This window comes from Streptococcus sp. CL6.35, from assembly GCF_049737915.1.
Classification (GTDB): Bacteria; Bacillota; Bacilli; order Lactobacillales; family Streptococcaceae; genus Streptococcus.
The window spans coordinates 81,987-105,919 of sequence record NZ_JBKOTU010000003.1 but is presented as its reverse complement, the minus strand read 5'-3'; the positions used below and the strand labels follow the sequence as shown (position 1 = coordinate 105,919).

22 protein-coding genes are annotated in these 23,933 nt (G+C 42.2%); 5 read left to right on the top strand and 17 right to left on the bottom strand.

Going from position 1 to position 23,933, the window contains the following annotated elements; translation table 11 throughout:
- Positions 1 to 87: 87 nt before the first annotated feature.
- From ACLNCP_RS05085 to recJ, 11 genes are all read right to left on the bottom strand, one after another.
- Positions 88 to 666: a uracil-DNA glycosylase family protein gene (locus ACLNCP_RS05085; RefSeq protein ID WP_424844124.1), complete on the bottom strand. Its 579-nt coding sequence runs from the start codon at positions 664 to 666 to the stop codon at positions 88 to 90.
- Positions 667 to 719: 53 nt separating this feature from the next.
- Positions 720 to 2,120 carry a dipeptidase PepV gene (pepV, locus tag ACLNCP_RS05080; protein ID WP_261011276.1) on the bottom strand — a complete coding sequence of 467 codons (1,401 nt, stop codon included), beginning with the start codon at positions 2,118 to 2,120 and terminating at the stop codon, positions 720 to 722.
- 12 nt (positions 2,121 to 2,132) lie between these two features.
- Entirely contained in the window at positions 2,133 to 2,738 is a 606-nt protein-coding gene (locus ACLNCP_RS05075) for a nitroreductase family protein (protein WP_049492407.1), read from the bottom strand.
- A gap of 173 nt (positions 2,739 to 2,911) precedes the next feature.
- Positions 2,912 to 3,766, bottom strand: a complete 855-nt coding sequence (locus ACLNCP_RS05070; protein ID WP_424844123.1) for a metallophosphoesterase family protein — start codon at positions 3,764 to 3,766, stop codon at positions 2,912 to 2,914.
- On the bottom strand, positions 3,756 to 5,603 hold the full coding sequence (gene uvrC, locus ACLNCP_RS05065; protein WP_070482891.1) for an excinuclease ABC subunit UvrC: 1,848 nt from the start codon (positions 5,601 to 5,603) through the stop codon (positions 3,756 to 3,758). The genes ACLNCP_RS05070 and uvrC overlap by 11 nt, the downstream gene beginning before the upstream one ends.
- 38 nt (positions 5,604 to 5,641) lie before the next feature.
- A complete protein-coding gene (locus ACLNCP_RS05060) occupies positions 5,642 to 6,343 on the bottom strand; it encodes a M57 family metalloprotease (RefSeq protein ID WP_070482894.1) in 702 nt (233 codons plus the stop codon).
- A 78-nt stretch (positions 6,344 to 6,421) separates the two neighbouring features.
- The gene (locus ACLNCP_RS05055) at positions 6,422 to 7,588 is read right to left on the bottom strand and encodes an aminoacyltransferase (protein ID WP_424844122.1); all 1,167 of its coding nucleotides are present in this window, start codon (positions 7,586 to 7,588) and stop codon (positions 6,422 to 6,424) included.
- A 4-nt stretch (positions 7,589 to 7,592) separates the two neighbouring features.
- A complete protein-coding gene (locus ACLNCP_RS05050) occupies positions 7,593 to 8,813 on the bottom strand; it encodes an aminoacyltransferase (protein ID WP_424844121.1) in 1,221 nt (406 codons plus the stop codon).
- Between the two features lie 133 nt (positions 8,814 to 8,946).
- Positions 8,947 to 9,726: an esterase family protein gene (locus ACLNCP_RS05045; protein WP_261011270.1), complete on the bottom strand. Its 780-nt coding sequence runs from the start codon at positions 9,724 to 9,726 to the stop codon at positions 8,947 to 8,949.
- Between the two features lie 67 nt (positions 9,727 to 9,793).
- Positions 9,794 to 11,455 (bottom strand): ribonuclease J, encoded by a 1,662-nt coding sequence (locus ACLNCP_RS05040; RefSeq protein ID WP_084886691.1) that lies wholly within the window; start codon positions 11,453 to 11,455, stop codon positions 9,794 to 9,796.
- Positions 11,456 to 11,628: 173 nt separating this feature from the next.
- Positions 11,629 to 13,851 (bottom strand): single-stranded-DNA-specific exonuclease RecJ, encoded by a 2,223-nt coding sequence (recJ, locus tag ACLNCP_RS05035; RefSeq protein WP_424844120.1) that lies wholly within the window; start codon positions 13,849 to 13,851, stop codon positions 11,629 to 11,631.
- Positions 13,852 to 14,027: 176 nt separating this feature from the next.
- On the opposite strand from recJ, the gene ACLNCP_RS05030 reads away from it, so the two are divergent.
- The 5 genes from ACLNCP_RS05030 to ACLNCP_RS05010 all read left to right on the top strand — a co-directional run bounded on the left by ACLNCP_RS05030 (position 14,028) and on the right by ACLNCP_RS05010 (position 18,390).
- The gene (locus tag ACLNCP_RS05030) at positions 14,028 to 14,786 is read left to right on the top strand and encodes an amino acid ABC transporter ATP-binding protein (protein WP_424844119.1); all 759 of its coding nucleotides are present in this window, start codon (positions 14,028 to 14,030) and stop codon (positions 14,784 to 14,786) included.
- Between the two features lie 10 nt (positions 14,787 to 14,796).
- Positions 14,797 to 15,591 carry a transporter substrate-binding domain-containing protein gene (locus ACLNCP_RS05025; protein WP_424844118.1) on the top strand — a complete coding sequence of 265 codons (795 nt, stop codon included), beginning with the start codon at positions 14,797 to 14,799 and terminating at the stop codon, positions 15,589 to 15,591.
- Positions 15,592 to 15,603: 12 nt separating this feature from the next.
- Positions 15,604 to 16,281: an amino acid ABC transporter permease gene (locus ACLNCP_RS05020; protein WP_000131137.1), complete on the top strand. Its 678-nt coding sequence runs from the start codon at positions 15,604 to 15,606 to the stop codon at positions 16,279 to 16,281.
- A 9-nt stretch (positions 16,282 to 16,290) separates the two neighbouring features.
- A complete protein-coding gene (locus ACLNCP_RS05015; protein ID WP_424844117.1) occupies positions 16,291 to 16,950 on the top strand; it encodes an amino acid ABC transporter permease in 660 nt (219 codons plus the stop codon).
- A 249-nt stretch (positions 16,951 to 17,199) separates the two neighbouring features.
- On the top strand, positions 17,200 to 18,390 hold the full coding sequence (locus ACLNCP_RS05010) for an oxidoreductase (protein WP_265480819.1): 1,191 nt from the start codon (positions 17,200 to 17,202) through the stop codon (positions 18,388 to 18,390).
- A gap of 95 nt (positions 18,391 to 18,485) precedes the next feature.
- On the opposite strand, the gene ACLNCP_RS05005 is transcribed toward ACLNCP_RS05010, so the two are convergent.
- The 6 genes from ACLNCP_RS05005 to cysE form a co-directional block, all read right to left on the bottom strand.
- Positions 18,486 to 19,616: an ABC transporter ATP-binding protein gene (locus ACLNCP_RS05005; protein WP_000229945.1), complete on the bottom strand. Its 1,131-nt coding sequence runs from the start codon at positions 19,614 to 19,616 to the stop codon at positions 18,486 to 18,488.
- 112 nt (positions 19,617 to 19,728) lie between these two features.
- Positions 19,729 to 20,598: a helix-turn-helix domain-containing protein gene (locus tag ACLNCP_RS05000; protein ID WP_153199139.1), complete on the bottom strand. Its 870-nt coding sequence runs from the start codon at positions 20,596 to 20,598 to the stop codon at positions 19,729 to 19,731.
- Positions 20,599 to 20,601: 3 nt separating this feature from the next.
- Complete coding sequence (locus ACLNCP_RS04995) at positions 20,602 to 20,988, bottom strand: Mini-ribonuclease 3 (RefSeq protein WP_045612146.1); 387 nt, start codon at positions 20,986 to 20,988, stop codon at positions 20,602 to 20,604.
- Positions 20,981 to 22,324 carry a cysteine--tRNA ligase gene (gene cysS / locus ACLNCP_RS04990; RefSeq protein ID WP_424844116.1) on the bottom strand — a complete coding sequence of 448 codons (1,344 nt, stop codon included), beginning with the start codon at positions 22,322 to 22,324 and terminating at the stop codon, positions 20,981 to 20,983. The genes ACLNCP_RS04995 and cysS overlap by 8 nt, the downstream gene beginning before the upstream one ends.
- A 66-nt stretch (positions 22,325 to 22,390) precedes the next feature.
- Positions 22,391 to 23,290: a GNAT family N-acetyltransferase gene (locus ACLNCP_RS04985; RefSeq protein ID WP_424844115.1), complete on the bottom strand. Its 900-nt coding sequence runs from the start codon at positions 23,288 to 23,290 to the stop codon at positions 22,391 to 22,393.
- 11 nt (positions 23,291 to 23,301) lie between these two features.
- A complete protein-coding gene (gene cysE / locus ACLNCP_RS04980; RefSeq protein ID WP_049516296.1) occupies positions 23,302 to 23,919 on the bottom strand; it encodes a serine O-acetyltransferase in 618 nt (205 codons plus the stop codon).
- Positions 23,920 to 23,933: the final 14 nt, after the last annotated feature.

Below are 23,933 nucleotides of genomic sequence, written 5' to 3'. Positions count from 1 at the left end.
TCAAATTCAAACCACGTCAGCGTCGCCTTACCGTACTCAAGTACAGCCTGCGGCTAGCTTCCTAGTTTGCTCTTTGATTTTCATTGACTATAAAATAGTTTTAATTCTTTTTTTCAAATCTGGCACCACTTCTGACTCAAACCAAGGATTTTTGGCCATCCAGATTTGATTTCTAGGCGAGGGGTGAACTAATGGAAAATAGGTTGGCAAGTAGTTCTGGTAATGTTTTACCCGTTCTGTCACTTTGCCACTGACTTTCTCCTGTAAATAGTAGGCTTGGGCATATTGGCCAATCAAGAGGGTCAATTGGATATCTGGTAATTCTTGCAAGAGCTGTGGATGCCATTTTTCGGCAAATCCTGCTCGAGGTGGTAAATCACCTGACTTGCCATGCCCTGGAAAGTAGAAATCCATAGGCAAAACAGCAAAATATCCTGAATTGTAAAAAGTATCTTCATCCACACCTAGCCAGTCTCTCAGACGGTCACCACTCTTATCTTTCCAGTAAAGGCCTGCTTCTTGGGTTTTAAGTCCAGGTGCCTGACCGATGATATTGACGCGAGCAGTCTTTGGCGCTGCAAAGAGAGGCTCAATGCCACGCTCTGTATAGCTGACATTCTGCGGATCTGCCATAATAGCCTGCTTGATTCTTTCGATTTGAGACATCTACTTTCCCTCCAAAAAGAAGTCTAAGCATACAATCTCAGACTTCTATCGTTTTATTTGATCAATTCATAAATAGCTTCGGCATAGATTGCTGCTGCTCGGAAGAGATCATCCAAGGCGATAAATTCATTGGCTTGGTGCATGGTGTCAATTGAGTCTGGGAACATGGCACCATAGGCAACACCTCGTTCTAGCAAGCGACCAAAGGTTCCACCACCGATAACTTGCTCGTGACCTTTAAGACCAGTTTGTTTTTCATAAACATTCAACAAGGTTTGCACAAGTGGATCTTCCATTGGCACATAGTGAGGCGTGTGACCGTGCTCAGAAAGGCTAACAGAAGCAACTGGCAAGTTTTCAAGGATTGACTTGATTTGTTCTGGACTTGTTCCTTTTGGATAGCGGATGTTAAGGGCAATGGTATTGTCAGAACTTGTTTCATCAAAACGGAATACACCAGCATTCATAGAAAGAGCACCCATCTTTTCATCCACATGAGCAATCTTGAGATTTTCACCCTCATGGTCGTTCAAGAGAATTTTACCAGCGATGTCAAGGTAGTCTTTGGCTGGACCAGCAAAGTCAAACTGGCTGAGGAAGAGAGCTAGGTAAGTCGCGCCATTGACACCTGAAGCAGGCATGGCACCATGGGCAGATTTACCAATGATGGTCACCTTGTATTGGCCAGCTTCTTCTTGAATTTCTCCTCTGAGTTTGTGTTCTGCAACAAAGGTGTCTAGTTTAGCTTGCAAGTCAGCCAAATCACCTGAAACGACTGCTGTTGCTGATTCAGGTACCATATTTTCACGCAAACCACCTGTGAAGCTGTGAAGACGGGCAACACCTGCATTTTCACCTGCAAAGTGGAGGTATTCCGTGATATTTCCTTTTTCACCATTGATGATAGGGAATTCAGCGTCTGGAGAGAAACCGAAGTCTGGCTTCGCAAGTCCTACGTGCTCGAAGTAGTAGTCCATATCTGCCCAACCTGATTCTTCGTCTGTTCCGACGATGAAACGAACTTTCTTAGAAGTTGGAAGACCCAATTCTTTGATGATTTTCAAACCATAGTAACAAGCTGTTGTAGGACCCTTATCGTCAGAAGCTCCACGCGCATAAAGACGACCGTCTTTGATAGTTGGTGTGTAAGGGTCTGTGTCCCAACCGCTACCAGCTGGAACCACGTCCATGTGGGCAAAGATACCGAGAACTTCTTCTCCATCACCAAACTCAAAATGTCCTGCGTAGTTGTCAACATTTTTAGTTGGATAGCCATCACGGTCTGCGATTTCAAGGAATTTTTCCAAGGCTTTTACTGGACCAGGTCCAAATGGATGTTCAGCATCAACCTTGCTGTCATCACGTTCTGAGTTGATTTCCAAAAGGCTAAACAAGTCAGCCAAGAGGTCTTCTTTGCGTTTTTCTACTTCTGCTGTAAAATCAATTGCTGTCATTTTTTCTTCTTTCTATCTTTTCTCGATGATTTCATCTACTGGCAAGCGGTAGCTTGGTTCCAATTTTTCGTCTGTGTAACCCACTGTAATCAAGAGTTCTGGGCGGAAGCGGTCTTCGATTTTCAAAACTTCGTTGACTTTTGATTTGTCAAAACCAAGAATCAGATTTGATCCGATTCCTTGGTCTGTAAGAGCGAGAACCAAGTTCATAGCAACCAAACCTGCATTGAGGGCTAGGTAGTCGCTGACTTGTTGCTCACTGTAACGGGCAAATTCCGCAGGTAAATTTTTCATAAAGTATTGAAGTTGCTCTTCAGAAAAGTTATTAGCACCACCAACACGAGCGATCTTACGAGCACGTTTAGCCAAATCTGTGTCTGTAAACAAGGCAATAGTTACAGGCGCTGATGATACCTGTTCAAAGTTTGAACCGTAAGCCAATTTTGCTAGTTCGGCATTTTTCTCACGCACCACTACAAATTTCCATGGCTGGCTGTTGTGGGCACTTGGTGCCAAGGTTGCAATTTCGATAGCCGTACGCACATCTTTTGGATCAACCGGCTTATCAGTGAAATGCTTAGGCGCATGACGTTTTTTGTTTAATTCAAGAAATTTCATAATCGATTTCCTTTTCTAATTCTACTGCTTCCATTCTACCATAATTTGAAAGAGGTTGCAGAGATTTTTCGTAGAGACAAACTGGAACAAGGATAAGCAACTGAATGAAGAAAATCATTTAAATCAGGAATCCCCTCATCCAGTTCCAATTAATTTTCAGTTACTTAAAGAAACTAGTCTATCTTATATTCTGACTTTATAGCCTCCAAGAAATTCTTCACATCTTCTACATACCCATGCTTTTCTATTAAGCTTGCTAATAGTTCCAGATTGTGCCCCTGATAGTTGTCTTCTCGTCGTAGCTCTTCATACATTTCGATAAAAGGAAGCCCCTTGAATTTGGCCAACTCCAACTCCGCTTCATAGTCATAAGCAACTTTACGAAATAGGATATTTACCAATTCCCCATCTTCAACTTCTATCACGGCATACTGGGCACGGTGATTTTTTAACGCCTCCCAATTAAAATAGGGCATGCCAATCGACCCTGAATTGATGATTTGTTGCCCTTGACTGCCGTAACGAAGCAACTGCTTGTGGACATGACCATAGACTGCCACGTCCGTTTCCTCATCTAGCAGTTGGTCAAATTTTTCTGTATCATTCCCAACCAGTAGATCCCCACCATAGTTTTTGTCAGGTAAATTATGAGAGATAGAAAAGCGCAGCCCCTCAACTTCTTTCTTTTCCAGCAAAGGCAAGCTTCGTAGCCAGACAATCGTTGCAGGATCCATTCGCTCCATCAAAAACTGAGTCATTCGCATTGACTGGATTTCTTGTGGATCTTCCAAACCGTATTCACCATCCAAGGCCTCAAGGACACAATCATCCCAATTGCCTCGAACACTGGCTGTGATAGGAAGGTCCTTTAGCAGGGCTACCAAGTCACTTGCACCTGGACCGGGAAGAAAAATATCTCCCAGAAGCCAGTATTCACTGACTCCTTGATTTTTAGCATCTGCAATCACTGCTTCTAAAGCTGTCGTATTTCCATGAATATCTGATAAAATTGCGATTTTATAATTCATTGTGTTCTCCTTCTGTTTGATAATCTACTTGTTCTTCCGCAACTTGAGCTAAGGCTTCTGCTTCCTGCGGGTTCAACTTCCTCTGCACAGCCTCTGCTACTGCTCTTGGTACTCCAACTTCGACAATCTCATCCACACTGGCTTCCTTGATTTTGGTCAGAGACTTGAAATGCTTCATAAGATTTTGCTTGCGTTTAGGTCCCAGCCCTTCAATTCCATCCAATTGTGATGAAAAGGAGTTCTTAGAGCGCAGTTGGCGATGGAAAGTGATAGCAAAGCGGTGCACCTCATCTTGGATGCGTTGGAGAAGGAAAAATTCCTGAGAATTGCGAGACAACTCCACCACCTCAAGCGGATCTCCAAAGAGCAATTCATGAGTTTGGTGCTTATCATTCTTTTGCAGCCCAGCAATTGGAATATCCAAGCCTAGTTCATCTTGGATGACTTGTTTAGCAATATTGACTTGACCTTGTCCCCCATCAATCACAATCAAATCTGGCGGCGTCAAACCCTCACGTTGAACTCGACCATAGCGTCTACGGATAACCTCACGCATACTAGCATAGTCGTCTGGTCCAACCACAGTCTTGATTTTGTACTTACGATAATCTTTTTTACTTGGTTTGCCGTTGACAAAGACCACCATAGCCGAAACAGGGCTAGTCCCCATGATGTTGGAGTTATCGAAGGACTCGATACGGACTGGGGTCGGGATTTGGAGCAAACTTCCTAGATTTTCAATAGCTCCTTGGGTCTTTTCGACTGATTTCTCTAGCAGATTGAACTTCTGTTCCAGACTAACACGAGCATTCTTTATAGCCAAATTGACCAGTTGCTTTTTCTCTCCACGCTGGGGTTTGACAATCTTGGTGTCTACCAAAGCCTTGACAGCTTCTTCGTCAATATCCTGCGGAATCAGCACCTCATTGGGAACTAGATGAGATTTTTCTTGATAGAATTGTCCTACATAGGTTAGAAAGTCCTCATCCGGATCATTGTAATAGGGAAAGAGATTGACATCCCGCTCAATGAGTTTTCCCTGACGGACAAAGAAAACCTGGACACACATCCAGCCCTTGTCCACATAGTAGCCAAAGACATCCCGATTTTGGAGATCCTTGGCCATAACCCGTTGCTTGGTTCGAAGCGTTCCAATGGCCTGAATTAGGTCACGGTATTCCGCCGCACGTTCAAATTCCATAGTCTGAGCTGCCGCTGCCATTTTTCCCTTTAGGTCATCAATGATTTTGTTATCCTGCCCTTTCAGAAAATCAGAAACCTCCTGAGCCATGGACTTGAAATAAGCCTCATCTTTATTACATATGGTGTGGGCCATACACTGGCCGATATGGTAATAAAAGCAAACCTTAGACGGTGGATTGGTACACTTGCGAAAAGGGAAAATCCGATCCAACAACCGCTTGATTTCATTGGCTGCTCCCACATCTGGATAAGGTCCAAAGTAGAGACCTCCGTCCTTTTTGACCTGTCGGGTGATAATCAAGCGAGGATAGCGCTCATTGGTGATTTTGATGAAAGGATAGGACTTATCATCCTTGAGCATGATATTGTACTTGGGCTTGTTTTCCTTGATCAGGTTGATTTCTAGGAGAAGTGCCTCAATATTAGACTCAGTAACGATAAATTCAAAATCTACAATTTCAGACACCAAGGCCTCTGTTTTGGTATCATGACTTCCACGGAAATAAGACCTCACGCGATTACGCAGATTTTTAGCCTTTCCTACATAGATAATGGTACCGTTTTTATCCTTGTGAATGTAGCAACCAGGGCTGGTCGGCAAGAGTTCTAGTTTTGATTTAATCAAGTTATTCATAGTTCCATTATAGCAAAAAAGTAGGGAAAGATTGTTCCCTACTCACTAGTCTCATATATTTTTCGAAGGTTTGCAACATCCACTTCCTGGATACCATAAAAGGAACCCGCAGGTTGCATGACAGACTTTTCATCTGTATGGTCCAAGCCAATCGCATGACCCAACTCATGTTCTGCCGTATGGACAATGCGCTCATAGGAATAGCCATAGTTAGGATTGGACAGATAATAGTGATTCAACCGTACCGTGACAGACAAGAATTGCCCCGTCAAGAGATTGGTCTGACTTTCTGCCTCTCCTGCCACAGGAGTACCTCCGTCATTCATCTCCGTAGCCAAGATATCTGCCTTGCTGGCCTCAGTCACGATTTCAAAATTAAAAGCACCCGTTTGATTCCAATTCTGAATCGCTTCTACATAAGCTTCTTGAAAGCGTGAATCCATCTGCGGATCTAGGTAAATACGAGCAGAAGCCTGCGGCCACCTTCCTTCAGAGTGTTGGTGGCTATCTGTCTGGTTCAACTTAGGCAGTTGCCCTGTTTTTTCCCATTGGTCGATACTTTGTTGACCAATTTTTACTGACCGCTCTGCTTGCTTTAGCGCTCCTTGAAAATCACCGTTCAGATACCAGAGAAGACCGAAAGCAAGAGCACATAAGAGCACGACTATCCAAACCAGGCGCCAAAACAAACGCCACACAAAAGAAAAGAAAGCCCCTATCAAACGAAAAATCCAGCGCATGTCCCTCCACCTTTCTAGCAAATGAAGACTATTTTAATAAAACAAGCTGAAAGAAAGCTAAAGACCGATTTTCTTATCTTAGCGTCCTAATATTTTTTTAAGTAACTGAATAGCTTTATATTTTATGGGAGATGGATAATAACGGAAAGTTCCTGCTTTACGTACAATATAACCATTAAAATTTTGTTTAAAACGTAAAACACCATCACTACCATCAAAAATCCCTTGAATACCTAGGAAGTTGTATTGATGGATATTTCGTTGCATTGTCTGCTTCATCGCATGATATTGAAGTAAAAATGGAGCTGAGAACTTCTGATACTCTGCGTACGACCCCCCAAATAAGTAGGTTGCCTCTGTATTTGTGTAGATTATTAAAGCACAAGCTAGAGCAACATTGCTAGACTCACTATCCAAACTAGTTAGAAAATCTTTTTTCTTTTGCAAAGCTTGGTATTGCTGGTGAAATTGTTTCGACTTCTTGTCAAGACTAGCCATCTTCACATTTAAAGCATCTATAGACTGTTGCGGATTGACTTCAGCAATTAGAAAATCCGCCCTATCTCCAAACATATCATACAATTTAATGTAATAATCTAAATTCTTATCCTCAAAACCTTGTCTTTTACCTGTTTCTTCGATAATTTTTTTGAATATTGGAATTTCTTCCCGTTCTGCATTGCGAATAAGAATATTAAAATCAAAGGCTGATTGAATGTTGCGAATACTATTTTTATTAAAAGATTTCAATAAGGAAACAGCATCATAATCTTGCAAATCTTTGATGTAATGCCAGCTGACTTCTCCATTAGGATACCCTGTCGTCAATCCATCAAATTGATAACCTAAATCAGTTAAACCTTGAATAATACTTTTTTTCTCAGCATCTATTGGATTACCTTGGCTATCAAAAGTTTGATAAGTTTCATAAGGTTTTACAAGCAACTCTAATACACCATTTTGCTTGGCATATTCTTTTAACTCCGCATAAAAAACTGGAAGAGCATCTTGTTGGGTATAAATCGGCCCCGAATTGAGCTCCATATGCAGACCACCCAGCATGGGCAAGCTATAAACCAGAGCTGCAACTTGAATTTCTCCTTCTTGTTTCAAAGCTAGATAAACAATTCGAGCTCCTCTTTTTTCTAACAAGTCCCCCATCTGGACCGATTGCATAAAGGAACGAGAAGAAACCTGATCAGAATAAGCCTGAAACTCTTCTTTCGTGAGTGTAATTAGTGCCATATACTTACTTTCTATGTTTTTTTCTTAATGTTTTACGGAAATCAAGAGCAAGTCTTAACAGAGGATAGAGAGGATGGGTAGGCATTGTAAATTCACCCAAGTATTCTTCGATCGTTGGATTAAAATTAGCTTTAAAACGATAGAGTCCACCATCTAAAGCATTCTCGACGCCTCCTAAATTTTGCCATAAAATGCCACGTTCAAAGGAATATCGAGCTGTCTCATACCAAGTCAAAATAGGAGCTTTATAACGTCTAAAATCTTCATCCATTCCTGCGTATAGATTGACAGAAGTTTGTCCGAATTCTAAAGTCAAGGTAGCTGCTAAAGGAACTCTTGCTTGACCTGCATCCATATATTCCTGCAGGAAAGTCAATTCCTCTAACAAACGTTCTTTTTCCTTCTTCTGCGCTTCTACTTTTGAAGTTCGAGTCGACTCAGTAAAGGTCTCTTCCAAGGCTCTGTTTTTCGCTAACTGTTCTTCTAATTCTTGCGAACGTTTAGAAACATCCAAGGTTGCCAAGGTGATATAGGCCTTGTCCTTAAAATTATCTAATAACTTTTTATAATAGGCTTCATTCCTCAAATGAATCTCTTTCCGCTTCTCGGTTTTTTTCATCAAAAAGGAAAAAGACTCCAATAATTCAGTTCCACCAAATTGAATCTCTACCCCCTTATTCCGTGCTGTTCGAATAGCCTGTTTTGTTGACTTGGAAAGTTTATCTTCTTCAAAATTTTCCTTGTATATTTTCGCCTGAATACGAGGTTGAATGGTGTCTCCCATTTCCTCTGTTTTTCCTGACCACCTTACTCCCATTTGTTGCAAACTATCAATAATAGCCAGATTTTCAGGAAATTCTGTTTTTTCCTGATTAATTAAACTTTGAGACAGGCAAATACTTGGGTCAAAAATCACAAAAATCGCTCTCTTGCTTCGAGCATAGGACTTAATGGATTGAAGAACAAAGTTCAGGAGTTTAGCATCCTTATAATCTAAAACAGGACCTCTTGGGATATAAAACATTCTATAGCCTAGAAGAAGAGTTTTAATCAAAATACTAGCTGTAGCCAGTAATTTATCTCCTCGGTAGACGCCAAACTTTTCATGTTGCCAATCAGACTTAACCTCTTCCCAAGCACTACTTTGTAATACATTGACTAATTCATGTTCTTTAACAAACTGATCATATTCTAATGTGGGAATGCCAATTTGATAACGATACATCTCTTACTCTCTTTCCAACAATAATAGAATTTAACTACTATTCTACTATTTTTGTTTAGAAAGTCTAGTAAAAACATATTTTAGTTTCTATTCCATAGAAGACATGGTTATTGAAAGAGTAATACAAACTAAACTAGCTTAATCTCTCTTCTAATTTGAAATCAATTGGCAGAGTTGCTAGAAACCGTTCCAATTGTTTTTCCCAATAATACCACTCGTGAGTTCCAGCGCTATGGCTATAGGTCACATCAAATCCTATTTTTTTGAGGTTTTTCACTGCCAGATTATTGGCTGCATACAAGAAATCCTGCTCGCCACACCAAGCCCAGAGCTTGGTCTTTTTGTCCGATTTTTTAGCCAGACTTTCTAGAGAATAGGTGCTAGCTGTCCAATCTTTAATCTCCCCAAACACACCTCTCCAATAAGCTGGTGTTCCCAAGTTTTGGCTTTCAGGAGAAAACTCTTGAAAACTAAGGGCGCCTGAAAAGCTAGCTGCACGAGAAAAACGATTTGTTGCAAGAGCTAGTTTGAAGCAGCCATAGCCTCCCATAGAAAGACCAGCGATAAAGGTTTTTTCACGCTTACTGGTCATGTTAGGGAAGAAGCGTTTCAGAACCTGTGGCAATTCCTCTGCTAGAGCTGTGTAATAGTCAAAACCATACTGGGTATCAGTGTACCAACCATTGCTGGTATTGGGCATAACGACGATGAGATTAGTGCCTCGAAGCAGGCGTTCTACATTGGTTCGCTTGAGCCAACTATTATGATTGCCAGACATCCCGTGCAAGAGGTACAAGACGGGAATATCTTTACAATCTGGTTCTTCCACTCGATTGGCATCAGGATAAAGAACATTCACTCCCCACTCCATATCCAAAACTTGTGAGTAATACTCGATTTTCATTACTGCCATAATTTTTTCCTCTATTTTTCTATAAGAAAAAGCCGAACCTCGACTTTCTCTCTGTTTATTTCAACGATTATTTTGCTTCCATGACTACTGGTAAAATAGCTGGACGACGTTTGGTTTGGTCAAAGAGATACTTGGTAAGATTATCACGAACCTTCCCTTTGAGATCTGCCCAGTCAAAGTCATCTCCTTGAAGATAGTCTTCTACCGTCTGGTTAATCAATTCGGAACTTTCACGGAGAATATCGCGACTCTTCTTGAGATAAACAAATCCACGCGTGTGAACACGAGCCTTGGCTACAATTTTCTTCTCACGACGGTTAACGGTAATTGCGACGATGAAAATACCATCCTCTGACAAGACCTTACGGTCACGAAGAACCACATTTCCAACATCCCCAATGGCATTTCCATCAATCAAGACATCCCCTGCTGAAACCGCTCCAGCTGGGACAAAGTCTCCATTCTCATAAGCCATGCTGGTTCCCTTTTTAGGAATGAAAATGCGTTCTGGCAGCATCCCGACGGCCATAGCAGCCTTAGCATGGGCATCCAACTCACGGTATTCTCCTTGAATCGGGAAGAGATACTTGGGTTGCAAGAGATTGATCATCAGCTGCAAATCACGCGCATTTCCATGCCCTGACACACGCAAGCTTTGAGTGATCAGTTTGACAACCCCTCCAGCTTGGTAAATCATGTTTTCCACACGCGCAACGAAGGCTTCTTTAGCAATAGACGGAGCCGTAGCAATATAGACCAGGTCCCCATCCTTGATTTCTACATAACGATGGCGACCAATCGACATCTTACGAAGTCCATTGATAGGTTCACCCATACGACCTGTCTCAAGAATAATCAACTCATGGTCTTCAAAGCGAGACATATCTTTCGGCTTAATCAAGAGAATTTCGTTGGCTAAAGACAACTTCTTGAGACGAATCGCTGTGCGGACGATATTTTCAATATCAAATCCTGTCAAGACAATACGTCGACCTGTTTTATCCGCAGCATCAAAAATCTGCTGGATACGAGAAAGGTTACTGGAAACAGCTGCAACGATGATACGACCTTCCCAGTCAGCAATGGTTTGGGTAATTTCATCCCTAACTTCACTTTCACTAGCCACCTGAATATTGCTGTCCGCATTGGCCGAATCACTGAGGAGAGCCAGGACGCCGTCACGACCGATTTCTGCCAAACGAGCGAAGTCTGTCGCATAGGATTCACTAGCTGTCTGGTCAAATTTGAAGTCACCTGTATAAACGATGCTACCTTCAGCTGTCTTCAAGACAATTCCCAGGCTCTCTGGAACGGAGTAAGTCGTAGGGAAGAAGGAAACCACTGTCCCACCAAAATCAATCTCCGTATTCTCATCAATGACATGGAAATCATTAAATTCCTTAACGGCATCATTTCCTTTGACAAAGAGTTTGGCCAACTCAATGGTCAACTCAGACCCAAATACAGGAACTTTAGCCTCTGTCAAGAGATAAGGCAGAGCACCAATGGCATCCGCATGCCCGTGGGTCAAGAAAACCCCAGCAATACGGTCGCTATTTTCAAAAAGGTAATCCATCTTTGGAATCACCACATCAACCCCTAATTGTTCATTTTCGGGATATTTTAACCCTACATTCAAAACAAAAATGGACTCTCCAATTTCAGCAATGTACATATTTTTCCCATTTTCACGTACACCACCAAGTGTTGTTAAACTAATATTACTCATTTTTCCTCCAAAATCTTAGTTTATCTTGATTATAGGGTTACTTACCCTTTTATTCTAAAAGCACTATTACTTTTAGCCGAATCTTTTCCTACTATTATACCATTTTTTTGATGATTTTCAAAATGAAGGTTTGTTTTCAAAAAAGAGCTGGTTTCCCAACTCTTTCCTATCATCTACTCTTTTTCCATTAAAAAGTCATAAATTTCTTGCACGGTACCCAACGCCATCATTTCTTGGTCTTTGACGGTTTGTTTAAGATTTTGATAAATCTGACTTTCTCCGATTTCCCGCTTCGGTGCCTCTTTATTCACTGTCATGACCCCATCTTTGATCGTCACAAAGCCTAGCTCTTCAAATACTTGAATCATCTTGACTAGCAAGATTTGTTGAATATTAAGATAAGTAGCCAAATCTTTCAGTTTGTAGCGAATATCAAACTCTGGAAACTGGTAGATGGTCTTGTACAATTTGGCAAACTGCTCTCTAGTCCCATACCCTGTCAGATAGTAGGCCTTGTCAATATCATTTTTGAAATAGACAGCAGAGAAATTCTGTTCCTGAAAAATGGTCTTCAACAGAGTAATATCCTCAGGAACGGTTTTTAAGATAACAGCTTCACTATCCGCCAGATTTGGCAGTTCTCCAGCAAAATCCAAGACTGGAACTCCTTCTGGCAAGACTGCATTCTTCCCACGGATGTTAAAAAGTTGAACACCCTCCACCCGCGCATCCACCATCATCAACTGCAGGGCAGTTTGCCCATTCCATTGGTTGACAGACAATTTGACTGCCAACTCTAGATTCTTGGTTTGAGAAAATTCTGTCGCCCATTTTCCTTGACCGAAGGCTACTACTTCAAAACTCGCCTCACCCTTAGAGATTTTCAGCTTGAGATGGGCATTGCCTGTCCCCATGGTACGAGCACTTTCAACCTGAAAATCCTTGACATAAAAGACAGGTTTCTGATTGTCCATGCCAAAAGGTGCCAAACGTTCAAAACTTTTGACCGTTTCCAAGCTAAGTGTCTCCAAATCTAGCTCTTCATCTAGATTTAACTTGTTCTTGCCAGCAGCATCTGCTCCTTTTTCACGGACATAATCTTCCAAAACCTGAGATAAATCTGAGAGTTTCTCAACTTCCAGCGTCATTCCTGCCGCACCAGCATGACCACCAAAGGCTATGAAGAGGTCTCTATGAGGATCCAGAGCTTCAAAAATATCGACCGCTTCCACACTACGAGCACTGCCCTTGGCACGACCGTCTTCTATATTGAGAACGATGACTGTCTGCCCTAGTTCTTCCAACAAACGACCAGCCACAATTCCTAGAACCCCAGGATTCCAACCTTCCTTAGCCAAGACTTGGACCTTCTTCTCAGGGTCCACCATGGTCTTAGCTTCTTCATAAATAGACTGGACGATTTCCTTGCGCTCTTCGTTTTTCTGGTGAATCATAAGGGCAATCTCACGCGCTTCCTCATCATCAAATCCAGTCAGCAAATCAATGGCAGGATTAGGATCATCCAAGCGACCCAAGGCATTCAAACGAGGGGCAATCTGGAAACCAACCGTTTCTTCTGTTACTTCGTTGGAAGCAATTCCAGCCATGTCCAGCATTTCTTGTAAACCAATGCGCTGAGTGTGCCCCAACATTTCCAGACCATACTGAACCAAGATACGGTTCTCATCTGTCAAACTCACCATATCTGCAATGGTACCAATAGCGACCAAATCAAGCAGTTCCACTTGCACTTCTTCTAAAAGGGCGCAAGCCAGCTTGAAGGCCACTCCACAACCAGCCAGATATTTGAAAGGATAGTCCGCATCAGGGTGTTCAGGATGGACAATGGCATAGGCATCAGGGAGGGTTTCAGGCATGGAATGGTGGTCTGTCACAATGACATCTACTCCCATAGACTGAGCCAGTTCAATGGCTTCGTGACCCGCAACTCCATTGTCCACTGTCACAATCAAGGAAATCCCTTCTTGCTCGATAAAGTATTTATAAACACTAGCATTTGGACCATAGCCATCAGTAAAACGATTGGGCAAGTAAACACGGCACTCAGCGCCAAGCTGTTCCAAACTTTCCTTCACAATCGAAGCCGAAGTCATACCATCCGCATCATAATCACCGTAAACGAGGATATTTTCCCCTTCTTCAATGGCCTGACGAATCCGTTCCACTGCCTTATCCATATCATGGAGTAGATAAGGGTCATGCAAATCCTCCAAGGAAGGTTCTAAAAACTTCTTTAGACTTTCTTGGTTCTGAATCCCTCTTTCAAATAATAAACGAGCCACCTCAGGACCCAGTCCAGCCTTCTTGGCTATCTTTGTAAAATCCGCATCTTCTACCTGCGGGGCAAACTGCCATTCATAAGTAGGTGTTATCAAAAAGACATCCACTCTTTCTAAGAATTCTATCGTTTCATTATAACATGATTTAGACGTTTTCTCTATCCAGATTGCTTTTTTATAAAATTTTAGTGAATTTTTTCAGATATGATTTGACAAGACAAATTTTTTGGTGTAGAATCATGTTATAAAATCTAACACAAAGGAGATTCCTTATGGCTTTAGTAGAATTTGAACACGTCGAAAAATATTATGGAGACTATCACGCACTCCGCGACATCAATCTCCGTTTTGAAAAAGGGCAAGTCGTTGTCCTACTCGGACCATCTGGTTCTGGGAAATCCACTCTTATCCGTACCATCAATGGTTTAGAGGCTGTCGACAATGGAAGTCTTCTAGTCAATGGCCACCAAGTTGCTGGTGCCAGCCAGAAAGATTTAGTTCCTCTTCGCAAAGAAGTCGGCATGGTTTTCCAGCATTTTAACCTCTACCCTCACAAAACAGTGTTAGAAAACGTAACACTCGCACCCATAAAAGTTCTAGGAATTGATAAAAAAGAAGCTGAAAAAACAGCTCAAAAATATCTTGAATTTGTAAATATGTGGGACAAGAAAGATTCATATCCAGCTATGCTTTCTGGTGGACAAAAACAACGGATTGCCATCGCACGTGGACTCGCTATGCATCCTGAACTCCTCCTCTTTGATGAGCCAACATCTGCTCTTGACCCTGAAACCATCGGCGATGTTCTAGCAGTTATGCAAAAATTGGCCCATGATGGTATGAATATGATTGTCGTGACCCATGAAATGGGCTTTGCCCGTGAAGTTGCTGACCGCATCATCTTTATGGCTGACGGAGAAGTTTTGGTAGATACGACAGATGTTGATGACTTTTTCGACAATCCAAGGGAACCTCGTGCCCAACAATTTCTCAGCAAAATCATCAACCACGAAAGTGACAAAGTCAAATAAGGAGGCGCCTATGAAAAAGAAATTCTTTTTATCCGCATTATTGATTAGCCTTTTCAGCCTTGCTGCTGCAAAACCAGTCCAGGCTGATACCAGTGTCGCAGACATTCAAAAGAGAGGCGAGCTGGTTGTTGGTGTCAAACAAGACGTTCCCAATTTCGGTTACAAGGATCCCAAGAAAGGGACCTATTCTGGTATCGAAACTGACCTGGCCAAGATGGTAGCTGATGAACTCAAGGTCAAGATTCGCTATGTGCCGGTTACAGCACAAACCCGTGGCCCCCTTCTAGATAACGAACAGGTCGATATGGATATCGCGACCTTTACCATCACAGATGAACGCAAAAAACTCTACAACTTCACCAGCCCTTACTACACAGATGCCTCTGGCTTTTTGGTCAATAAATCTGCCAAAATCAAAAGCATCGAGGACCTAAACGGCAAAACCATCGGAGTTGCCCAAGGTTCCATTACTCAACGTCTGATTACCGAACTGGGTAAAAAGAAAGGCTTGACCTTTAAATTCGTCGAACTTGGTTCCTACCCAGAATTGATTACTTCCCTACATGCTCACCGTATTGATGCCTTTTCCGTTGACCGTTCTATCCTATCTGGTTACATCAGTAAACGGACAGAATTGCTTGATGATAGTTTCAAGCCATCTGACTACGGTATCGTTACCAAGAAATCAAATAAAGAGCTCAACGACTATCTCGATAACTTGGTCACCAAATGGAGCAAGGACGGCAGTTTACAAAAACTTTATGACCGTTACAAGCTCAAACCATCTAGCCATTCCGCAGAATAAGGAGGACACCCCATGACAGATTTATCATCTTGGACAGCCTATTTTCAGGATTTTGGACAATTTTTCAATGGTTTCCTCTTCACCCTTGCCCTAGCAATTGGATCCTTTATCCTCGCCATGGTTTTGGGCATCTTCTTCGGAGCTATGTCAACCAGTAAACGTCCCATTTTACGCATTTTAGCTCGTATCTTTGTCGAGTTTTACCAAAACACTCCCCTCTTGGTACAGTTTGTTATCGTTTTTTATGGTTTGCCTCTTATTAGTGACCATATCATCATGATTCCGATTTATTGGACGGCTGTACTCTGCGTGGGACTCTATCACGGTGCCTATATCGCTGAGGTAATTCGTTCAGGAATTCAGTCTATTCCTAGCGGTCAGATGGAGGCTGCCTTGTCGCAAGGTTTTACCTATATCAGTGCCATGCGTCTGATTATCTTACCTCAGGCCTTCCGTATCATTCTTCCTCCTTTGACCAACCAAATCGTCAACCTCATCAAAAACACCTCCACCGTCGCTATCATCTCTGGAGTGGACTTGATGTTTGTGACCAAGTCTTGGTCAGCACTTAACGGAAACTACATTCCAGCCTTTCTAGGTGCTGCCCTGCTCTACTTTTCTCTTTGCTTCCCTGTTGCCCAGTTTGGTCGCAAGATGGAGCAAGCCAACAAAAAAGCCTATTCACTTTAGGAGGTTACTATGGAATCCATTTTAGAAGTTTTGACCCCAGATAACCTAGTCTTTATCTTTAAAGGATTTGGCTTGACCCTCTATATTTCTCTGATTGCAATCGTCCTCTCTACCCTTATCGGAACGGTGCTAGCCGTCATGAGAAATGGGAAAAATCCTGTCTTGCGTATTATTTCCAGCATTTACATTGAATTTGTACGTAACGTTCCCAACCTCCTCTGGATTTTCACCATCTTTTTGGTGTTCAAGATGAAATCCACACCAGCCGGAATCACTGCCTTTACCCTCTTTACCTCAGCAGCCCTAGCTGAGATTATCCGAGGTGGTCTCAATGCCGTGGACAAGGGCCAGTACGAAGCAGGAATGGCACAAGGATTTACATCAGCCCAAATCCTCTACCACATCATTCTCCCACAAGCAATCCGTAAAATGCTGCCAGCCATCATTTCTCAGTTTGTAACCGTGATAAAGGATACCAGCCTCCTCTACTCTGTTATCGCCTTACAAGAACTCTTTGGAGCCAGCCAAATTCTCATGGGCCGTTATTTCGAACCAGAGCAAGTCTTCAGTCTGTACATCCTGATTGCCCTCATCTACTTCAGCTTTAACCTAGCAATTTCTAGCCTGTCTCATATGCTGGCCAAACGTTGGCAACAAGCTGCAGAATAATACTCTTCGAAAATCAAATTCAAACCACGTCAGCTTCACCTTGCCGTACTCAAGTACAGCCTGCGTCTAGCTTCCTAGTTTGCTCTTTGATTTTCATTGAGTATAAACAGCCACTCTCCAGTTCAATTGGAGAGTTTTTTGATGATAGTAAACATTTATAGACCTCAATTTGACACCATACTTTTTCTATGATAAAATGTAACAAATTCATTTACAACAAATCAAAATCTTAATGAAATGGAATTTTCTATGAAATCAATCAAAGGACTACTCTTTATCATAGCTAGTTTTATCTTGACTATTTTGACTTGGATGAACACTTCTCCCCAATTCATGATTCCAGGACTAGCTTTAACAAGCCTATCTCTGACTTTTATCCTAGCCACTCGTCTCCCACTACTAGAAAGCTGGTTTCACGGTTTGGAAAAGGTCTATACTGTCCACAAATTCACATCCTTTCTCTCCATCATCCTACTCATCTTTCATAACTTTAGTATGGGCGGTTTGTGGGGCTCTCGTTTAGCTGCTCAGTTTGGCAATCTTGCCATCTATATCTTTGTCAGTATCATCCTTGTCGCCTATTTAGGCAAATACATCCAATACGAAGCTTGGCGATGGATTCACCGTCTGGTTTATCTAGCTTATATTTTCGGACTCTTTCATGTCTACATGATGATGGGCAATCGCCTTCTCACATTTAACCTCCTAAGTTTTCTTGTTGGTAGCTATGCCCTTTTAGGTTTACTGGCTGGTTTTTATATCATCTTCCTTTATCAAAAGATTGGCTTCCCCTATCTAGGGAAAATTACCAATCTCAAACGATTAAATCACGATACTAGAGAAATTCAAATCCATCTTAGCAGACCTTTCGACTATCAATCAGGACAATTTGCCTTCCTAAAGATTTTCCAAGAAGGCTTTGAAAGTGCTCCGCATCCCTTTTCTATCTCAGGAGGTCATGGTCAAACTCTTTACTTTACTGTCAAAAATTCAGGCGACCATACCAAGAATATCTATGACAATCTTCAAGTCGGCAGCAAAGTAAGTGTAGACAGAGCTTACGGGCACATGATTATAGAAGAAGGACGAGAAAATCAGGTTTGGATTGCTGGAGGTATTGGGATTACCCCCTTCATCTCTTACATCCGTGAACATCCTATTTTAGATAAACAGGTTCACTTCTACTATAGCTTCCGTGGAGAGGAAAATGCAGTTTATATAGATTTGCTCCATGACTATGCTCAGAAAAATCCTAATTTTGAACTCCATCTAGTAGACAGTAAGAAAGACGCCTATCTTAATTTTGAACAAAAAGAAGTACCCGAACATGCGAGCGTCTATATGTGTGGTCCTCTTTCTATGATGAAGTCACTTGCCAAACAGATTAAGAAACAAAATCCAAAAACAGAGCTTATTTACGAAGGATTCAAGTTTAAATAACCACTCATACTCTCCTGGAATTTCCCAGGAGTTTTTTCTACGCAATCTCAAAAAACACTGCCAGATTTCTAGCAGTGTTTTGAGTTTTATTTATCTTAGTAAACTGTTTTTTCAGTTTCTACATCGAAGAAGTGTGCTTTGTTCAAGTCAAATCCAAGTTCAACTGTTGCACCTGTTTGCAAGTAGTCACGAGCATCAACTTTAGCAACAAATTCATCTTTACCAACTTGGCAGTAAAGGTGAGATTCTGAACCAAGCAATTCTGATACTGAGATAGTAGCTTTGACAACTGATTCTGGGAATGTTTCAAGGAAAGCAGGTTCTGCATTCACGTCTTCTGGACGGATACCGAAGATCAATTCTTTACCTTCGTAGCCTTTTTCACGAAGAACTTTCAAAGCACCTTCTGGAACTTTCAAACGGAAACCGTCTGAAACAATTTCGCTACCAACCAATTTCACATTGATGAAGTTCATAGCTGGGCTTCCGATGAATCCTGCAACGAACTTATTAACTGGGTTTTTATAAACTTCTTGAGGAGTACCGATTTGTTCTACACGTCCGATAGTACCTGTACCAGCAGGGTTCTTAGTTGCTGACATGATAACGATACGGTCTGCAAGTGTCATCGCTTCTGTTTGGTCGTGCGTTACGTAGATAGTTGTAGCTCCGATACGACGGTGGATTTTAGCGATTTCAGCACGCATTGATACACGAAGTTTGGCATCCAAGTTTGACAAAGGTTCGTCCATCAAGAATACTTTTGCATCACGTACGATCGCACGACCCATGGCAACACGTTGACGTTGACCACCTGAAAGGTCAGCTGGTTTACGATCCAAGAATTCTTTCAAGCCAAGGATTGCTGCTGCTTCTTGTACACGTTTGTCGATGTCTTCCTTGCTGTATTTACGCAATTTCAAACCGAAAGCCATGTTGTCATAAACAGTCATGTGTGGGTAAAGAGCGTAGTTTTGGAATACCATGGCGATGTCACGGTCTTTTGGAGCTACGTCGTTGACAACCACACCATCGATAGATGCAGTACCTTCTGTGATGTCTTCAAGACCAGCAATCATACGAAGAGTTGTTGATTTACCACATCCTGAAGGACCTACGAAAACGATAAATTCTTTGTCTTTGATGTCCAAGTTGAAGTCTTCAACTGAGTAGTGTTCGCTGTTTGGATATTTTTTGTAAATATTTTTAAGATTCAATTCTACCATGAGGTGAACTCCTTTTGTCTTTTGATAGTTTTATTATAGATGAAAACGCTTTACATTTCTATGGCAAGGTGACCAAAAAAACAAAAAAGTTCTGTGCAACTTGCACAAAACTTTAGAGAATATCTGGTAAAATCAATTGATAACACAGGGTCAGGTCAGTCAATTCCTTCAACTGAAGCCCTGTCAATTCTTCCCACTTATCAATCTTGTATTGGAGAGAATTGCGGTGCAAATAGAGTTGCTGGGCTGTTTTTGTTAGGACAGCACTATTTTCCCAAAGAGAGAGAATGATTTCCTGAATCTGATCCTGGTCCAAAATCATCTGGTGCAGGCATTCTTTAATGACTCTCAGGTCCACGAGTCTTTCTCCCATACTCCAAAGATAAAGCTGAGAAAAAGTATGAACACCTTGGTGACCCTGACGCCACCAAGTCTTGAACAAATCCCGCTCCGCTTTGATTAAGTCTGATAGGGCTTGATTTCCTGTCTGAGACCAAACCTGTCCTAACATGATAGAGAGACGCAGTCCAAAGTCATACTCAACCGCTTCAATCGTATCACTTAAAATAGCTCGTACAGAAGTGTATTTATCTTGTTGAAGTACGAAAACATAATCCTGAGCTCCGACCTGAATCACCGTCTGACAGTTGGGAAAAAGAGTCCGCATCATATCTAGCCAAGAAGCTAGATTTTCCTGCTGAAAATAGGAAAGATGACAATAAACCAACTGAATCTTTTTAAAAGTTTTCGGCGCCTGTCCCTTCCCCTCAATCAGATAGGGATACCAAGGATTGAGCGAAATAGTTTGCTCCTGTTTGGTTAAGAGAGCCACCAGTTGTTTTTCACGTTCGCTAAGACTAGCTTCCTCCAGCAAAATCCACTGGTGAGAAGCTAAAGGGAGAGTGAGAAAGCCCTCTTTCTCTACTGGTTGGTCTGAAATCTGAGCTTCAGGAAACCAGTCTTGTAGTTCTTTTGCCATCATGCCCTAGCCCTCCACTTTTTGGATACACCAGGAAATCAAGCTCTCAAGACGTTCCAGATTTTCAGTCATATGGAGATAGCCCATCACTGCTTCAAAACCTGTGGACATACGGTAAGTTACCACATCAGCATTTTTGGCCTTGGTGTGGCTATTGGTATTGCGACCACGTTTGTAGATTTCTTCTTCTTTTTCCGTCAGGACATGCTCCTCCAACATAAGAGAAATCAGGCGAGCCTGAGCTTTAGCCGACACATACTTGGTCGCTTCTTGGTGGAGTTTATTGGGTTTGGTCATGCCTTTGAGGATGAGGTGACGACGAATATACATAGAATACACCGCATCTCCTTCAAAGGCTAGCGCAATCCCGTTAATGAGATTGACATCAATCACGTGTCCACCTCACTCCATCTTTGGTGTCAAGGAGCTTAATTCCTTGAGTAGCCAATTGGTCACGGATCTGGTCCGCTGTCGCAAAGTCACGATTGGCACGCGCTTCTTGGCGTTTTTGGATCAAGTCTTCAATATCTGCATCCAAAACTTCCTCAATAAAGACAATTCCAAAGACTTCTAACATATCCGCAAGAGCTTGCTTGACACTTGCGTCATAGTTGCCGGAATTGATCCATTTGGCCATTTCAAAGACTACTGTGATTCCGTTGGCAGCGTTGAAATCCTCATCCATAGCAGCTACAAACTTGTCTTTAAAATCCTGTAACTCTTGAGCATCTACAGTTCCAGTAAATGGTTGCTCATAAGTGTTTTTCAAATACTTGAGATTGGTCTCAGCGTCTCGCACTGCCTTTTCTGTAAAGTTGATAGGCTTGCGATAATGTTGAGTCGCAAAGAAGAAACGAAGGACTTGCCCATCGAGGGTTTTGAGGGCATCGTGCACTGTGATAAAGTTGCCCAAGGATTTGGACATCTTGACATTATCGATATTGACAAAGCCATTGTGCATCCAGTAGTTGGCAAAAGTCTTGCCTGTTTTAGCTTCAGACTGGGCAATTTCGTTGGTGTGATGAGGAAACTCGAGATCGGCTCCACCACCGTGGATATCAATAGTATCGCCCAAAATCTCTGTTGACATAACCGAACACTCGATATGCCAGCCCGGACGACCAGGTCCCCAAGGACTGTCCCAAGAAATCTCGCCTGGTTTGGCAGATTTCCAGAGGGCAAAGTCTACAGGATCTTCCTTGCGATCCGTTTCTTCATCGGTACGACCTGAAGCACCCAGCTCCAAATCTTCCAAGGTTTTATTAGCCAATTTGCCATAGTTGTGAGATTTTTCCACACGGAAATAGACATCTCCTTGACTCTCGTAGGCAAAGCCTTTTTCAATCAAGTCTTCTACAAAGCGGATGATGTCAATCATAAACTCCACCACACGAGGATGGCGAGTCGCAGGTTTGACGCCCAAGGCCGTCACATCCTCACGAAAGGCAGCGATGTACTTGTCCGCAACCTCCTGAGGCGTGATACCTTCATCCTTGGCACGGTTGATAATCTTATCATCCACATCCGTAAAATTGGAAATATAGGCAACCTCGTACCCACGATACTCAAAATAGCGACGAATGGTATCAAAAGCCACTGTTGAACGGGCATTCCCCACGTGGATATAGTTGTACACGGTTGGCCCACAAACATACATCTTGACCTTGCCGTCCTCGATTGGGACAAATTTTCGCAAATCACGAGACATGGTGTCATAGATTTTAATCATAAATCATAGTTAGGAAAGCTAAAATCCAAGAACAATTAGTTTCATCACTAAGAGTTCAATTGAATTTCAGTCCGAATCTCTCAACACTTCGGAATCCCTTGCTCCTTTCTCATTCAGATAAACCACCTGAGTCTGTTTGACAAAGCCAATTTTTTCATACAAACGTTTGGCACCTACATTGCTATCTTCCACTGCAATCTGAAATTCCTTATCATTTTGCTCAATTAGTTGGTTGACAAGGGATTTTGCTAAGTAGCTTCCATACCCTTTGCCACGTTCAGGTTCCGATATTACCAAACCATAGAGGTAATTCGTATCGCTCGATAAATCTACCGTGCAAGTCCCAATAACCTGACCGTCTTTTAACAAAATATATAAGCGACTTTCTGGATCCTTCAGAGCTTCAGCGACATATCTATCCACAATCTCTCTAGACTCATGTTCCTCTGAGAATGCCTGAAATTTTAACTGACTAATTTGCTCCTGATACGAACTATCTGCTAACAAAACTTCAAGATTAGAAAAATTTGCTAACTGATAAGGTTTTCTATCCTTACCTAACCAAGTTTCTGTATCCTCGTCCTCGACCAATCCCCAGTTGCTGGCAAAATCAGGATGGCGGTCTAGAAAAACACGCTCTGTCTGAAAAGTTACAGACTCAATTGGATAAGATGCCGTTTCTTTCTCAAAACTTCTATACAAAGCCCGCGCAATTCCCTGACGGCGATGATCTGGATGAACCAGTATCGTCACTTCCACATCTTGGTCATCTGCATAGACAGTTAATAAACCAACAAGTTCGCCTTTTTCATAATAAAGGAAAAAGGCGGGCATGTTTGGGTCAAAATTAAGCATGTTAGAGAGATAGGGATCACGATAGGTACTGTCATAGTTTTGGCAACAGTTAATTATTTTTTTCGCCTCAGATAGCTCCTCTTGGCTTAACTTGTTTCTTGCTTTAATCATATAGCTATCCTCTACAAACCAGACGATCTGTGACTGGCTTCTTTAGCCTGCTCGAGTTTATTGACGTAGTACTCTCGTTTTTCTTCGACTTCGTGAATGACCGGCTCATCCTTTTTACCATGTACACGGACAATCTTGGCCGGAATACCGACAACCGTCACATCACTAGGCACGTCTGCCACGACAACTGCTGCTGCACCGACCTTGGCATTTTCACCGATTTCAACGGGTCCAATGACTTGGGCATGAGCAGATATTAAAGCTCCTTTTCGCACGGTTGGATGGCGTTTGCCACAGTCTTTCCCTGTTCCCCCAAGAGTCACCCCATGATAGAGGAGAACTCCCGTCTCAACGATAGCTGTCTCTCCAATCACCAAGCCAGAACCATGGTCGATAAAGACACCTGAATCGATCTGAGCACCTGGATGAATCTCAATCTGAGTCCAAAAGCGCCAGAACTGACTGTGCATACGAGCCAAGAGTTTGAAGCCATGCTTCCAGAGAAAATGTGAAAGACGGTGGGCCGCCAAGGCCTTGACACCTGGATAAGTCAGCAAAACCTCCAAAGTGGTGCGGGCCGCTGGATCATTTTCTTTTACGATATCAATGGTTTCGCGCCACCATCCCATACATTTCTCCTTTT